Consider the following 15821-nt stretch of genomic DNA (forward strand, 5'->3'; position numbering starts at 1 on the left):
CCTTATCCTTTAATACTGAAGCTTTCCTTTACAAAGAAGACTATTCTTAATGTAGTTCTAACTTTACTTCGATTTTCTTACCGACATACCATAAAATAAAAATACCAATCGCTACAATGACTGATTTCACCGGGTTATGAATAAATGACATTAAATCATGACCGATATACGTTAAAATAAAAATCATCACAAGTTTTCCGAATACTAACGCTAGACCAAACTGTTTTACACTAATTCGGGATAAACCAGCGACAACATTTATGAGCGCTGACGGTGTAAACGGAAAACAAAATATAACAAAAATCGGTGCGAATCCTTTCCTTTCAATCCACCCCATTGCTTTTCGTACTCTCTCATGCTTATTTACAAACGAAAAGAAACGACTGCGACCAAAATGGCGGATGATGAAAAAGACAAGTAATGCACCCATTACTGATCCAAGCCATGAATAAAGAAAACCGAGCCAAAAGCCAAATGCAACAGCATTCGCCAGTACAAATACGATAAGCGGTAATGCTGGAATCAACGCCTCTATCATCGGTAAACCAATACCAAGAAGTGGTCCGAACGCTTTATAACTCTCAACAATATGATCCATATTTTCTGGTGAAAAATACTCTTTGATTGTCTGAAAATCCATTCTACACTTTACCCCTTTACTCTAAATACTATCCCTACTGTATCATCGCTTATATGAAAGAGGAAATGGTAGATACGACATATGGAGATGCATTTATTAAAGTTTCCATATCTTTCATAAGAATTCCTTCATTATTTAGCTATGATAATCTATCAATATTCGACAGGACATGTCGTTCGTTTTGTTATTTAGATGGTTTTCCGATTTTTATCGTTAAATGAAATTACACTGGTGATTTTCTAAATATAACAATTACAACTCGGTTTTTCTAATATATCGCCTTACCTACAAAGACTGATAAGGTGAAACTTTAATCAGTGGGGATTTTGTTGATCCCCCGCTTAACTTCTTTGCTTTCGCTGAATTTTGAGGCGGGGGTCTTACTGCCCACAAATAACAGGATAAACAAAAAAGAATGGGGATTCCCCCATCCTTTCACACTTCGCCTTCCTTCACAAAATACACACTCTCATAAGCGGGTCTTAATGTTGATTCCTCTTTTTTATCAACCTCTTTAAAACAAGGATTCCCTTGTTTTTTCCTACGATCTTCATATTCAGTACGTAATTTCGCTGTACGATTTTGTTGATTTTCAAAACTAGTTTTTGATATCTCTAATTTCACAGCAAAGCCATTTATAAATCTAATAATAAGATTTCCATCTTTTAATTCTTTATTACTTTCAATATAAAAATGAGACAACCAAGCGCACTCTTTTCTAGAGTAAGAATAGGTAGGGAAAAAATAAAGTTGATCTGCTGGACTAATCGCAATCGGTGCTTTATGTGTAATATGAGTTAACTCTTTCGTTCCTTCTTTTCTGCCTAAGAAACTAGAGCCATGCTTGCGGCAACTTCTTTCTATAATATCTAGAGGTTTTTGAAATACGAAAAAAGAATCATTCATTTCAACGACTCGAGTAACAATTTTCTTTTCACTTAGAATAACAGGAAGTAAGGCCATCGTATTTTTCGTTACAACATAATTTTCGACATAGCGTTCCACTTTACTTTCCATGCTCTATTATCTCCTTTTTTCCATTTATATTAGCAGCTGCATATATAATTTTAGCACCTATGAAAAGAAAACGGATTGCATATTCCACTATTTTACATAGATTTATTATTTATCAACCATTCTTTAAATTTAAAATTAACTATATAATAATAAAAAGATAATAATGTACACAAAAAACATTTATTCTACTATAAATATTTGAAATCACTTCCTCATTTCACATCATTACAACAACTAACTTTGCTATAATTAAAATATAAATCCAATATATGGAGGGCCACTATGGAAGAAAAAGAAATCCAACCATCGATTCAAATGAAAAATAGCAGCGTCATTATCGTGAAAAACTCAGCTAGCATTATATTCGGTTTATTTTTCATTCTGCTATTCTTTGCTAAACCGTTTCGTAAATCAAAATGTCCAGAATGTAAAAAACGTGAGAAGAAAAAATCAGGGCAAGAACAATAAAAGGCCTTCCTTTATGGAATGCCTTTTTACATTTGTAGTATCATTTTATTTATTCTTCTTCACTCTAAAAAAACTATATTTTCTTCCAAGGTTCTCTACATCTTTTTTGATTTGTAATATGATCCTTATCTAAAACATGAGAAAAAGTATTTGTACTTGTTACTCGCTTTTAATTTTTATTAATAACTTCAAATTTGTACACCTTTATCCATCACTAACAATTCGTTAATTAGTTAACTTTATAATATAAGTTTTGTATATAATTTCATTCAAAAACACAATATATATAAGTGGTCATTTTATAATTACATTGCTTTTTATCGAATTCCAAAAAGGAGCTGTATACTATGGATAAAGAAAACCTATTAAGCCAGCAGGTTAATAGCATCCCCTCAGATGCTCTGAATACCCCTAGTAAGGAACAAGAACAACTGTTAGAAACATCATCTCAAAACGTACAAAATTCCAACAACAACACTAACAAAAAAGATGTTACTTAAGGTCCATCTGGAAAAGATTTCCCCATTTCAACAGAGAATACAAATTTATAGTTATTTACTATCATACACAGCAAATGCTCTTGCTGAACTAATTCTTCTACAGAAACTAATACGCATTCCAGATAATTTTTCACCCGTTGTAACATAGAAAAAGAGATTTAGATATAAAAACAGGCTCTGAAAAAACTTTCCCCACAACAAAAAAAAGGATGGCATTAGCCATCCTTTTTTCCATCATCAACTATAAAATTATAGTTTGATTACGTTTTTAGCTTGAGGTCCACGGTTACCTTCTTCGATTTCGAAGCTAACTTTTTGGCCTTCTTCTAGAGATTTGAAACCTTCAGTTTCGATTGCAGAGAAGTGTACGAATACGTCGTTTTCGCCTGGAACTTCGATGAAACCGAAGCCTTTTTCGTTGTTAAACCATTTTACTTGTCCTGTTACTGCCATGATTATTTCCTCCTAAGAAAATACAAATTTAATTTTTTTAGTCTTCCTGTCTAAAAAAAGAATCCACACATTATCAAATACGAAACATAAACTAGTTCTCACATACTTTTTCTCGTTCGTTTTCAGCACTTGATAACATATGGATTGCTTAATTTAACTATTCAACTGACATCATCATAGCACATTAAAATAAAATGTACAATCTTTTTCGAAAATAGAATTTCTAATTTTTAGTATTTCTTATAAAATATAATTATCTTTATTCCAAATAAGGAGGAGTTTATGACCAATAAAATTCCTAGAAAAACATTAAAAAGAATTGAAGAGGATATTGAAAATAATAATCTTGGAAAAGCAAGAGATAGATTGCATGGCCTCATCTTTACATATCCAAATGAATTACATCTTCGAAAAAAACTCGGAGATATTTATTATACATTACAATATCCAGAAATGGCTGGACGTTACTGGTATCTAGAGGAGCATAAAACAGATATTATGCATGAATCATGTTTATTATTTGAAAAATCAATGGGAAATAATCCTCATCATATTGCACGTGCTTTAAAGTTTAAAGGTGATTCTAACCATATAAAAGGTTTGTATAAAGATCAACCTTTATCTTCAGTGCAGAAGAAAGTAGCAGAGGAGTTAATTTATGAGTATAAAGAAACATGGCAAGATAAGCTAGTTCCTTTTGGCTGTCTAGCATTCCTTACTTGCCTTCTCTTTTCTGCCATTGTTGGTCTATTTACTATTTGGAATTGGATTTTGTAATCACAGGGGGAATTTTCACATGTCAAACTACGCTAAAGAAGAAAGGCTAACAGGGGGAAACGTCTCAAACGTATATCGTTCTGAAAATACTGTTCGGCGAGAGTTAAAGCCGGGCGGTGAAAAGATTCATAAGCTATTGCAACATTTAGAAAACAAAGGATTTCATTATGCTCCAAAGTTTTTAGGTGTAGATGAAAAAGATAGAGAGATTTTATCCTTTATTGAAGGAGAAGCTGGCAATTATCCTTTAAAAGAATATATGCGATCTAATGATGTATTAAAAGAAATCGCAAAGATACTTCGCCTTTACCATGATGCTGTAAGTGATTTTCCGTTATTAGATGATTGGAAACCGATGGATCACACTCCAAATAACATTGAGGTTTTATGTCACAATGATTTTGCCATATATAACATTATTTTTAATAATGAGAAGCCAGTAGGGATTATTGATTTCGATGTTGCTGCTCCTGGTCCAAGACTATGGGATATCGCTTATACACTCTATACTTGTGTGCCTTTAAGTAGAGTGTATTATACAGAATCCGGTGAAGCCGTTCATTATGACTTATCGCAACATGCAGATCGCATTAAAGAGAGAATGAATTTGTTCGTTCAGTCCTATGATAAAAATATGGATGAAGATTACTTAGGAATGGTGTTGCTTCGATTAGAAGGATTATGTACATATATGAAACGAAAAGCGCAAGAAGGCGACTTGAATTTCCAAAGAATGATTGATGAAGGACATCTAGAGCATTATGAGAAAGATATGAAGTTTATTCGTGATCATAGGGCTGAGTGGAGTTGATTTAGTAATAAAGAAAAGGAAGTATCGTTTTTTGCCGACAACTCAATCTCTCTTTTCGAATCGTTTAGAAAATAACAAGGGGCACCCTTCAAAAAGGTGCCCCTTCCTTTTATTTCGTAAACTGTGCTTCTTCCGTAGATCCTTTTAACGCTGTCGTTGATGAAGTTCCGCCTGTAATCACTTGTGCAACTTCATCAAAGTAACCTGTTCCTACTTCGCGTTGATGACGTGTTGCAGAGTAGCCATGTTTTTCAGCTGCGAATTCTGCTTGTTGTAGTTCAGAGTATGCTGCCATGCCGCGCTCTTTATAGCCACGTGCTAGTTCAAACATACCGTAATTTAATGAATGGAATCCAGCAAGTGTTACGAATTGGAACTTGTAACCATAAGATGCGATTTCCTTTTGGAAGCTTGCAATTGTTTTTTCATCTAGTTTTTGTTTCCAGTTGAATGAAGGTGAGCAGTTATATGCAAGTAGCTTTCCTGGATGCTCCTTATGAATTGCGTCCGCAAATCGTTTTGCATCTTCTAAATTTGGTTCTGACGTTTCACACCAAACGAGGTCTGCATACGGTGCATACGCTAAACCGCGCGCAATTGCTTGATCAAGACCTGCATTCGTACGGTAAAATCCTTCTGGTGTTCTTTCTCCTGTAATAAATGCTTTATCAACAGGATCGATATCGCTCGTAATTAAATCAGCTGCATCCGCATCTGTTCTTGCAACGATAATTGTCGGCACTCCCATTACATCTGCTGCAAGACGTGCAGAAATTAAATTGCGTACTGCTGTTTGCGTTGGTAGTAGTACTTTTCCGCCTAAATGGCCACATTTTTTCTCTGAAGATAATTGATCTTCAAAATGCACACCTGATGCACCTGCTTCAATCATACCTTTCATCAGTTCGAATACGTTTAATTGTCCGCCAAATCCAGCTTCTGCATCTGCTACAATCGGTACGAAATAGTCTGTATCATCACTTCCTTCCATATGCTGAATTTGATCCGCACGTTGAAGCGTTTGATTAATTCGTTTTACTACAGCAGGTACGCTGTTCGCTGGATATAAACTTTGGTCTGGATACATATGTCCAGAAAGGTTTGCATCAGCTGCTACTTGCCAACCACTTAAGTAAATCGCTTGTAACCCAGCTTTTACTTGTTGCATCGCTTGGTTTCCTGTTAATGCGCCAAGTGCGTTAATATAGTCTTCTGTATGAAGCGATGTCCAAAGCTTCTCAGCACCGCGACGCGCTAACGTATGTTCAATATCAATTGACCCGCGCAGGCGAATTACATCTTCTGCCGAATATGGACGTGTGATCCCTTTCCAACGCTCATCTAATTCCCAGCTTTCTTGTAACTTCTCGATTCTTTCGTTTTTCATTTGTTCCATCCCCTTTTCATTTTTCATAAAATTTCATAACCCGGTAATGTTAAAAATGGTACGAATTCATCATTTCGAACGAGATCTGTAAACAACGTTGTCGCCTCTTGGAATCTCCCTTTCTTAAAGGCTTCCTTACCAATCTCTCTTTCTATTTTTGCTAATTCTTCTTCTTTTAGCTCTTCCATTAATTCAAGCGTAATATTACGACCATCATTTAGTTTTCCACCTTCATGACGAATCCATTGCCATACTTGTGCTCTTGAAATTTCAGCAGTTGCCGCATCTTCCATTAAGTTATAAATGGGTGCTGCTCCCCGTCCGCTTAACCAAGATGCAATATATTGAATACCTACACTAATATTCATGCGAAGGCCCTCTTCTGTAATCGTTCCCACCGGTACCTCTAGTAAATCGTTTTCTGTTACACATATTTCTTCACGTTTTCTAAAAATTTGATTTGGTGTTTTCATAATGTGATTAAACACTTCCATTGCAACCGGTACAAGTCCAGGGTGGGCAACCCAAGTCCCGTCATGACCGTCTAAAGCTTCGCGTTCCTTATCAGCACGCACTTTTTCAAAAGCTGCTTCATTTGCTTCTGGATTATTTTTAATCGGAATTTGTGCCGCCATTCCTCCAATTGCTGGTGCATTACGGCGGTGACATGTTTGAATTACTTTCAAAGAATACGAACGCATAAATGGCGCCGTCATCGTGACTTGTGCTCTATCTGGTAGTAAGAATTTATTATGATTACGGAAACTCTTTAAAAAGCTAAAAATATAATCCCATCTTCCGCAGTTTAAGCCAGCAGAATGATCTTTTAGCTCATATAAAATTTCATCCATTTCAAACGAAGCGTGAATCGTTTCCAGTAACACAGTTGCTTTAATCGTTCCATTTGGAATGCCGATATATTTTTGAGCAAATACGAATACATCATTCCATAATCTCGCTTCTAAATAACTTTCCATTTTTGGTAAGTAAAAGTATGGGCCGCTTCCTTTTGCTAAAAGAGCTTTCGCATTATGGAAAAAGTACAAGCCGAAATCTACTAAGCTACCCGACATATTCTTCCCATCAACTTGCATATGCTTTTCCTCTAAATGCCATCCTCTTGGACGTACAATGAGTACAGCTGTTTTCTCATTTAATCTATATTCTTTCCCTTTATCATTTTTATGTGAAATCGTTCCCTTTACTGCATCTCGTAAGTTGATTTGACCTTCAACTGCATTTTCCCAAGTTGGTGCATTCGAATCTTCAAAATCCGCCATAAAAAGATGCGCTCCTGAATTTAAAGCGTTAATGACCATCTTTCTATCTACCGGTCCAGTAATCTCTACGCGGCGATCCTCTAAGTCTTTTGGCAGCTTGGCAATTGTCCAATCCGCTTCACGTATGTGTTTTGTTTCTTCTAGAAACTTCGGAAACTCCCCTGCATCAATTCTCTTTTGTTTTTCTACACGTTTTTGTAAAAGTTCTATGCGGCGCTCATTGAAATTCTCATGTAGTTCCTTCAAAAAACTAAGCACCTCAGGTGTCAATATTTCGTTGTACGCTGGTAACATTTCTCCAACGAGTGTAACCCGTGAAGTTTGCGTCGACATATTAGCATCCCCTTCTTAAACTGTTTTATAACAGATTTGATTTCATGTTTTATATTATATAACAAATCTTCAGAAAAGGAAGTTTTTTTTGAAAATTCATTTCATTTTTTTTCAAAACGCCATTCTTTCGTGCTTTATTTCATACAAAAAAGGCCGCTGTTATACAACAACGACCTTTTTGTATTATTTTTAAATTTCACTTTGACTAGTTAAACTTTATTACTGCCCTTGTTCCATATCATGCAATATTGCTCTATGTAAAAACTGTGCGTATTGTTCTCTCGTTACCTTCATAGACGGACCGAATTTACCTTCTCCGATTCCCATTGTAATACCATTTGTTTGTACTGCACTAATTGCATTCGTTGCCCATGAATTTGCTGAAACATCATTAAAGTTATGAGATCCCTTGGCCTGTAAGTCAAAAGCATTCGTAAGAACTTGTGCCATTTCCGCACGCGTTAACGTCGCCTTCGGTCTAAAGTTTCCATTCTCGTCTCCCTGGAAAATTCCCATTTCCGTTAAAGCCAATATCTCCTCGATAAAGCTTGTTGAATTTTCATCAATATCTCCATATGGGTTTTCATATTCATCTTGTTCTTCCATATCAAACACACGGTAAATTAAAGCTGCAACTTGCTCACGTGTTACATTATCCCCAAAACCGAATATTCCATCGCCATATCCCAAAATAATTTCTTGTTCCGCTAATTCATGAATTGCCTCATATGCCCAATGTCCTTTTGGTACATCTTTAAATACAATTGTATTTGTTTTTTGCAACGGTGCACTTTCCGCTTTTACACTGTTACTCTCTGGTGAGAATAACACCCCACCCATAATTGTTAATGCTGTAGCTGTTTTTAATAATTTTTTGCTCATCAAATTATCTCCCCAATATGTATATGTTTTAAAAAAAAAAACAGAATGAATGGTATAGTGACAATATATTTTTCGACACATTTCGTGACGGTTTTGTGAATCATATTACACATCATGTCTTTTTTATGGGGTTGATTATAAAGCTTATGTATAACATTAAAAATACAAATAAACGAATAATAATTCTTTTTTAAACAAACAAAAAAGCACAAATATTTCTATTTGTGCTTTCATATTTCACTCTATTTCCAATCCTCTTTCAAATGATAATTAATAATCGCATTATTAATAAACTGAGCATATTGTTCTCTAGGTACAGGGCGATTTAATTCATACATGCCATTCCCAGTTCCTCTTACAACATTATTAGATTGTAGCGCACTAATTGCATCTTCTGCCCAGTGGCCTTTTGGAATATCTTTAAATGTATGTTTTTGTTTCGTTTCAAAATTAAATGCTCGTTTTAAAATGACAGCCATTTCCGCTCTAGAGATTGGTGCTTTCGGCCTAAAATTCCCTTGGCCATCCCCTGTAAAAACACCACGTTTTGTTAACGCCAAAATTTCCTTTTTAAAAGTTGTTGTACTATCAGAAACATCTTTATATGGATTCGCTACTGATCCTTCTTCTTTTATCTCAAGTGTTCTGTAAATAGTCCCAGCTACTTGTTCACGTGTTATAAGATCACCAACACCATACTTCCCGTTTCCATAACCTAATATAATTTTATGATATGCTAAATCCATAATAGCATCATATGCCCAAAATCCGTATGGAACATCTTCAAACACAATCATTTGTGGATACTCTTCCGCTTTTACAGGCGTCACATTCGTCCCTGCAAATATACCTCCTGCCATTGTCGCAATCATCATTACACCCAATATTTTTTTCTTCATTATCCTCTCTCCCTATTTCATTCAAATAAAATGAATTTCATTGTTTCAGGAGTACTCTTTTTTGGTGAATGTAAGATAAAATGCAAATCTTCTAGAAGAAATATTTCCACTACCTTTCTGCTTTATGCCTCCTTCTTTCTTTTTCAAAAAGGAAGTTGTCACCTCTAAGGTGTTATGTACTAAAACATTCTACAATCTCTTTATAAACTCCTTTTCACTTTACAACTTCCCTTTATTGGCGCGTAAAGGAAATACCTAATGGAGGTTACTATATTCATGATTTATATTTCAGAGTTAGCATTCCCCTTCACTGATAACTCGCCTTCTCTTCCCTTGCGAAAAGTTAGTGCCATCCCTACAAATATAAGGATAATCCTTATTACTTGCATCTAAATCCGGTCTAATAGTTTGGCAACAGCAGGATCTAAAAACACTAATACAGAAATGAGTCTCGTCGATAAATCTCTTAAACTGTCAAAAAATAAGTAATATACAAATCTAGTATGTATAAATCATCGCCTTGAAAATGCCCGAAGTCTATGAATAGTAGCAATTAAAAAAGCATCCTTTTTTATTAAAAGAGGATGCTTTTTTTATATTTATTAACACTCAAATATGCTACTACTTTTGAAGAGTAAATTGGGCAACAATTTGTTTTAGTTTTCCTGCTGCGTTATGCATATGTTCAATTGAAACCGAAATCTCTTGAACAGATTTTTCTTGCTGTTGAATAGACTCTTTTACCCTATCAGTTCGATCAGATGATCTTTGGGAAATTTGAGCCATGTCTTCTGCAGAAGCCGAGATTTCCTCACTACTCGCTGCAATTTCATCTGTAGACATAGATACCGTTTGAATTTGCTCAGATACTTGTTGTACTTTTTCTGTAATTGTTCCAAATACTTTTTCTGTGTGCATTACTACTTGTGTACCTGCCTGTACCTCATTATCTACTTTCCCCATCATATGTACCGTATGGTTCGTTGTTCCCATAACTTGAGTAATAAGATTCTCAATTTGTTTTGCAGAATCACTAGATTGTTCTGCTAATTTCCGCACTTCATCTGCCACAATTGCAAATCCTCTACCACTTTCACCAGCACGTGCAGCCTCAATTGCGGCGTTTAATGCTAATAAGTTAATCTGAGAGGTAATACCTTGCATTACATCAATGATTTTAACAATTTCTTCTGATTGTTCTTTCATAGTCTCTACTTGTTTCACACCGCTATGTACCGAGTTTTGGATTGTATCCATCTGTTGAATCATTTGTTTCATTAATTTGTTACCACTCTCTGCATCTAATGCTGATTGAGCAGATAATTCATTTACAGAGGATGATGTATTGACTATACTCTGCATTCCTTGTGTCAACTCTTCCATCGCACCCGCAGTTTGTTCCATTGCTTGCATTTGACTCTCTGCGCCATTTGCGACTTCTTCAATATCCATAGTGATTTTTTTTGCTGCACTACTAGATACTTCTGATGCAGATGCTACTCCGTCTGCATATTGGAATAGAAGCTGAATATTATTCTCTACTTCTTGCATATTTGTTCTTAGCCCTGCAATCATCTCGTTAAAATTACTTACTAATACACCTAATTCATCCTTAGCAGTATAATCACCATGTACGGTTAAATCGCCTTCTTTCGCTCTTTCCATCATACGACTAACCGTTTGTAAAGGTGCAACTATAAGCTTGCTAATAATATAACTTACTATACATATAACGATTGTAGTAACTACTACAAGAATGATAAAGGTAATAACGGATCGATCAATCATTTTTTGAGAATCTTTAAACACTTGATCAGCTAAGTTTGAAACATACGATTCTAGATCCACTGCATAACCAGCTAACTCTACTCCCTTTGGTTTTAAGTCTTTTTGAAATTCGTTTACCATTTGAGATTCATTTGTTACCTTCGCTTTGTCAAACAACTTCTTGTATGTCTCCATATAACTTGGCAAAGATTTCTTCATCTTTTGAAACAACTCATCCTCTTGCTTACTTAAATTAACGCCATCATCATATTCTTTTAATAAAGAATCATATTTTTTAAGATCCTTTTCAATATTATCAATTATGCCCTCTTTATTTACCACTTCATTTTGTGACGCCGTAATTAATTCTAGTAAGTTATATTCTAGTGAATTTTGTGTACGAAGCATTCCTTCTAATAAAATTGCGGAATTTTGATAATCATCTACTACAACCTCTGTATCGTGCTTAATCTTATTAATGGAATTAATTGCTACACTGCTCATAATTACCATACCTAAAACTGCTAATGAAATAAGCGCTAATAATTTATATTTCACTTTTAAATTTTGTAAAAAATACATTTTTTCACCTTTATTCCTTTATATATAGATTTTTAGAATTTTATAGCTTATTATTTACAAAATCACAGTAAAAAGCAATGATAAATATTCCCAATATAAAACTTATTTTTCTATAAAAAAAAGTAGCATAATAGCTACTCCTTTTTTCTTTGTTTCTCATATTGTTCAAACGTATGAATTCTTTCAAAAATTGGTGGGTGCGTGTATAAGAAAAACTTCACTAACGCAGGCGGATTTACTTGGCTTAAACTTGTTTTTGATAAATATTGAAAAGTTTTCACACCAGATTTCCCATCCTTCGTCATATTTAAAGCATATTGATCTGCCGCTCTTTCTTCTATACGTGAAACATAGTTTGTTGCTGGTTGTGCTGCAAAAGAGAGTACAGAAGAAATTAAGAAAAATAAAGGTAAAATGGAGAAACATGCTACCTTTGAAATTTGCAATGTATCTCCCCATTTGCGAATACACATATTTATAATACGACTAATTAAAAACATACCTATAAACGATAGCAATACATAACTTGCAACGCCAAAATATATATGCTTCATAACATAATGCCCCATTTCATGAGCCATGATAAATAAAATCTCTTTATCTTTTAACTGCTTAAGCGTTGTATCCCACATTACAATACGGGCGTTAGGGCCAATTCCTGTTACGTAAGCATTTAATGCATTCGTTTTTTCTGACATATTTACTTCATATACGTGTTTAGCAGGAATATCCGCTTTGTCTGCTATCGCTAAAATTTTCGTTTCTAATTCTTTATTTTTCAGCGTCGAAAAGTCGTTATACAGTGGGTCAATAACGACAGGCTGTATGAATGTTAAAAAGATTGTAAATGGAACAGAGAGCGCCCACCCTGCTAGCCACCATCTCTTCGGAAATTTACGGATAAGCCATAATAGAACGGTCACTACAATTAACATAGTCGCATAACTTTCCCAAAAACCGATAACATGATCTTTAATCCAGCTTTGTGTGCTTTGCGTTGAAATGCCGTAATCAACGGACACTTTCCGGCCAATCCATTGCATCGGTAAGGCAAGCACTGTTGTCAGTAATGATAAATAAAAGAAATAAATCGCAACTTGCAAGACACTTATTTTAGTCGTTTCCTTCGACCATTTCTCAAACTTTCTTGAAATACCTAGCACAAGTACAAACAATAAAATAATCCATTCAAGAGGCGTCGCTAAAAAGTATAGTAAATTTTTCACGCGCGAATAATCTTGGCTTAGCGTAAGCTCTCTCGCACTCATAAACGTTTCTGGATCTGCACTTGTTCCTTTATACATGTCCGGAATAAGTTCATGATTCCATCCAAATAAATACCAATATATAAGTAACGCAAATCCAACGTACAAAAAAAGCGACCAACCAATAACCTTCCTCACGCTATTCCCTCCTCTATGCTGCCTGTCTATTATTATTGTAAGTTCGTACACGCTAAATTAGAACAAGCTTATTATGTGAATTGCTCGAAATCCTTTTATTTACATAAAAAAACTCTTCTACATAAGAAGAGTTTTACCTATCTTTAAACACTTTCTTCGGTTCACAATCCGGAATAAGGATCGCACTTGCAAACCAACACGTACCCTACTTGCTTTTTAGATAACATAAAAAGCCTCTTTAAGGAAGTACATCTATTAATAAACTAAAATCTTGTAAAGAGAAAGAACTATATTTCATAATACCCTGTACAGCTAAAAGTAAAACAAGACCGATCACACACATATAGTTAACGCTTTCTTCATTCTTTTTTTCAGTAACGACTCCACCACTTATGCATAAAATCCCCAACAAATGGAGCGCTAAATACATGAAAAAATAAGCTTCCTCCCAGCGCAAAATAACATTCACTGTCGTTATTAACACTAGACTAAGTAAAATCAAATAAAAAAACTTATTTGATGATATCGTTTCATTCATATAATTTTATACATCCCTTTCAAATTTCGAATTAATGATGTTTCAAAGCTATAAAGTAAATGATTGTTTTTATACCATAAAACAAAAGGAAAGCCACCATTACTTTCTCGAATACTTTATGAATCCACATATACTTCTCTTCATTCTTTCTGAAGATGCGCTTCATCATTTCTTCTACAATTAGACCAAATATTAGTAAAACCCCGAACACAATAAGAAGAGAAATAATATTTTCTTTTAAATCAGTACTAGAAAATAAGTAATACTCTGGAAACACAATCGTATCTACTACAGGTTGAAGCCAATGACAAACGCTTTTATCACACATATCTGTAATAGACGTAGCATCTATAATATCTTTTAATATTTTTTCAACCGTCTTCTTCATCTCATTTACTCCCCACTACATCTGAAAAGCTCTTTTCCTGCTCTGCATATATAACTGGCACTTCTTTACTCCAATATTTACGATTAACAAATAAAAAGATAAGTACTAAGTTTAATCCTGTTATAAAAATAATAAGTCCAGGAAAGAATGTCGTGTAATTTGAGAAATCGGCAAAACTCATAATTTTTTCTCTACTTATTAAAAAAGACGCACCCATTACAAATGCATTGTTTAACATATGTATTGCAATTGGCATGAGTAAACTTTTCGTACGAATATATACGATTGATAATACGATGCTGAATATGGCTGCACCGAGGAAATCAACATGTAACAACGCAAACAATATTGCTACAACGATGGTCGCTATGCTCGTTCCCCATTTTGTTGCAAAACGTTGAAGTAAAAATCCGCGAAAAACAAACTCCCCGATAATTGGTGCGATGAATACGACCCTAATGACTTGATATACATATCCCCCAGTACTATCTATAATCGGTTCATGCAATGCATTCATAATAAAGTCCGGTGTAATCCATGCAAAACTATACATATACAAAATAAGATACCCGTAACTAAACATGCATAGCATAATCGTAATGTATAAAACTTGCACCAAGTTAAATGTTTCATTTTTATTAACAAACAATGAAAATGAAATGCGATGCTTTCTATACTCATAAAAAATCCATACGATCGGAAGGATATAGAATATAAGGATATTTATAAAAGAAGAATTTTGTATATGAAATATACTTGTTAGCAAATCGCCACTACTTCTCGCTATTAAAATTAATAGTGCAAATACAATTAAAAAATATCTAGCTCGCATCACTTGAAACGGATTCACACTCATCTCCTCCCCTATGTTACTTTTATCATATCATTTGATTCTTAATTTTTTGCGAAAGAAAACCTTAAAATTTCCTTAAAAATTCCATAAGTTACAAAATGATGATATGATATTCGAGAAAATTAGGAGGGATTTTTATGTACCAAGCAAATATTTTACTTGTTGATGATGAAACAGCAATTTTACAATTACTAACTACCATTCTTGAAAAAGAAGGTTTTTCTCATATTACAACTGCAACATCAGCTGAACTAGCTTTATCTCTAACTAAGCAAAACAATTACGATTTAATTATTTTAGATGTAATGCTTCCTGGACAATCTGGTTTTGATATTTGTCCAATCATTCGCCAACAAACAGATTGTCCAATTTTCTTCCTATCAGCAAAAGCATCTGATTTAGATAAAATATCCGGATTTTCATACGGTGCAGATGATTATATTACGAAGCCCTTTAATCCATTAGAAGTAGTAGCACGCTTGAAAGCACAGCTTCGGAGACATATGAAACAAACCGTACCACACGAACAAAAATCACACTCGATTTCATTTGGAAGATTTGAAATTGATCAGCACTCTGCAGAACTAACAGTAGATGGGCACATTGTCGAATGTTCCGCTCAACTCTTTCAACTACTACTCTTCTTTTGCGAGAATCCGAACTACGTATTTTCGAAAGAGGAAATATATGAAAAAGTTTGGGGAGCTCCTGCCTATAATGGCGATGACAACACTGTTATGGTCCACATTCGAAAACTACGTGAAAAAATTGAACAAGATCCAAGTAAACCAGAATATATAAAAACCGTTCGCGGGCTTGGTTATAAGTTCGTTACAAAGTAGG

Annotated in this window: 17 protein-coding genes and 2 pseudogenes; 5 read left to right on the top strand and 14 right to left on the bottom strand. The window is 34.5% G+C overall.

All coding sequences use genetic code 11. From position 1 onward, the window contains the following. Positions 1 to 46: 46 nt before the first annotated feature. Positions 47 to 640: a TVP38/TMEM64 family protein gene (locus IBT51_RS16295; RefSeq protein ID WP_088022721.1), complete on the bottom strand. Its 594-nt coding sequence runs from the start codon at positions 638 to 640 to the stop codon at positions 47 to 49. Between the two features lie 435 nt (positions 641 to 1075). Further along, positions 1076 to 1657 (bottom strand): competence protein ComK, encoded by a 582-nt coding sequence (locus IBT51_RS16300; RefSeq protein ID WP_000444443.1) that lies wholly within the window; start codon positions 1655 to 1657, stop codon positions 1076 to 1078. Positions 1658 to 1939: 282 nt separating this feature from the next. Here IBT51_RS16300 and IBT51_RS16305 point away from each other — a divergent pair, with 282 nt between their 5' ends. Together IBT51_RS16305 and IBT51_RS16310 are read left to right on the top strand one after the other, a co-directional pair. Next, a complete protein-coding gene (locus IBT51_RS16305) occupies positions 1940 to 2125 on the top strand; it encodes a hypothetical protein (RefSeq protein WP_000391373.1) in 186 nt (61 codons plus the stop codon). Between the two features lie 347 nt (positions 2126 to 2472). Next, positions 2473 to 2625: a hypothetical protein gene (locus IBT51_RS16310; protein ID WP_071740672.1), complete on the top strand. Its 153-nt coding sequence runs from the start codon at positions 2473 to 2475 to the stop codon at positions 2623 to 2625. Positions 2626 to 2874: 249 nt separating this feature from the next. Here IBT51_RS16310 and cspA read toward each other — a convergent pair whose 3' ends face one another. Continuing rightward, positions 2875 to 3078: an RNA chaperone/antiterminator CspA gene (gene cspA / locus IBT51_RS16315; protein ID WP_000301522.1), complete on the bottom strand. Its 204-nt coding sequence runs from the start codon at positions 3076 to 3078 to the stop codon at positions 2875 to 2877. Positions 3079 to 3360: 282 nt separating this feature from the next. Here cspA and IBT51_RS16320 point away from each other — a divergent pair, with 282 nt between their 5' ends. Further along, on the top strand, positions 3361 to 3855 hold the full coding sequence (locus IBT51_RS16320; protein ID WP_088022723.1) for a DUF6584 family protein: 495 nt from the start codon (positions 3361 to 3363) through the stop codon (positions 3853 to 3855). Between the two features lie 19 nt (positions 3856 to 3874). Then, the gene (locus IBT51_RS16325) at positions 3875 to 4666 is read left to right on the top strand and encodes a phosphotransferase (RefSeq protein WP_200458422.1); all 792 of its coding nucleotides are present in this window, start codon (positions 3875 to 3877) and stop codon (positions 4664 to 4666) included. Between the two features lie 109 nt (positions 4667 to 4775). Here the strand turns inward: IBT51_RS16325 and aceA are convergent, their stop codons facing one another. From aceA to IBT51_RS16375, 11 genes and pseudogenes are all read right to left on the bottom strand, one after another. Continuing rightward, a complete protein-coding gene (gene aceA, locus IBT51_RS16330; protein ID WP_082188049.1) occupies positions 4776 to 6053 on the bottom strand; it encodes an isocitrate lyase in 1278 nt (425 codons plus the stop codon). A 23-nt stretch (positions 6054 to 6076) separates the two neighbouring features. Beyond that, positions 6077 to 7666 carry a malate synthase A gene (aceB, locus tag IBT51_RS16335; RefSeq protein ID WP_078401646.1) on the bottom strand — a complete coding sequence of 530 codons (1590 nt, stop codon included), beginning with the start codon at positions 7664 to 7666 and terminating at the stop codon, positions 6077 to 6079. A gap of 219 nt (positions 7667 to 7885) precedes the next feature. After that, on the bottom strand, positions 7886 to 8548 hold the full coding sequence (locus IBT51_RS16340) for an S-layer homology domain-containing protein (protein WP_200458423.1): 663 nt from the start codon (positions 8546 to 8548) through the stop codon (positions 7886 to 7888). 242 nt (positions 8549 to 8790) lie between these two features. Beyond that, positions 8791 to 9447, bottom strand: a complete 657-nt coding sequence (locus IBT51_RS16345) for an S-layer homology domain-containing protein (protein WP_000727104.1) — start codon at positions 9445 to 9447, stop codon at positions 8791 to 8793. 281 nt (positions 9448 to 9728) lie between these two features. Then, a pseudogene (locus tag IBT51_RS27060) lies at positions 9729 to 10000 on the bottom strand (EamA family transporter); the annotation flags it as partial. Between the two features lie 68 nt (positions 10001 to 10068). Continuing rightward, entirely contained in the window at positions 10069 to 11022 is a 954-nt protein-coding gene (locus IBT51_RS27420) for a methyl-accepting chemotaxis protein (RefSeq protein WP_404978304.1), read from the bottom strand. Beyond that, positions 11017 to 11796: pseudogene (locus IBT51_RS27425) on the bottom strand (MCP four helix bundle domain-containing protein); the annotation flags it as partial. The pseudogene IBT51_RS27425 and the gene IBT51_RS27420, both read right to left, overlap by 6 nt. 134 nt (positions 11797 to 11930) lie before the next feature. Next, positions 11931 to 13199 carry a M48 family metallopeptidase gene (locus IBT51_RS16360; RefSeq protein WP_001233317.1) on the bottom strand — a complete coding sequence of 423 codons (1269 nt, stop codon included), beginning with the start codon at positions 13197 to 13199 and terminating at the stop codon, positions 11931 to 11933. A 238-nt stretch (positions 13200 to 13437) separates the two neighbouring features. After that, a complete protein-coding gene (locus tag IBT51_RS16365) occupies positions 13438 to 13737 on the bottom strand; it encodes a DUF2101 family protein (RefSeq protein WP_001006050.1) in 300 nt (99 codons plus the stop codon). Between the two features lie 31 nt (positions 13738 to 13768). Beyond that, positions 13769 to 14125: a hypothetical protein gene (locus IBT51_RS16370; RefSeq protein ID WP_197242079.1), complete on the bottom strand. Its 357-nt coding sequence runs from the start codon at positions 14123 to 14125 to the stop codon at positions 13769 to 13771. A 1-nt stretch (position 14126) separates the two neighbouring features. Further along, positions 14127 to 14975: a CPBP family intramembrane glutamic endopeptidase gene (locus IBT51_RS16375; protein WP_197242078.1), complete on the bottom strand. Its 849-nt coding sequence runs from the start codon at positions 14973 to 14975 to the stop codon at positions 14127 to 14129. A 140-nt stretch (positions 14976 to 15115) separates the two neighbouring features. Here IBT51_RS16375 and IBT51_RS16380 point away from each other — a divergent pair, with 140 nt between their 5' ends. Continuing rightward, on the top strand, positions 15116 to 15820 hold the full coding sequence (locus IBT51_RS16380) for a response regulator transcription factor (RefSeq protein WP_200458425.1): 705 nt from the start codon (positions 15116 to 15118) through the stop codon (positions 15818 to 15820). Position 15821 lies beyond the last annotated feature (1 nt).

The organism is Bacillus sp. S71 (assembly GCF_016625265.1).
Classification (GTDB): Bacteria; Bacillota; Bacilli; order Bacillales; family Bacillaceae_G; genus Bacillus_A; species Bacillus_A cereus.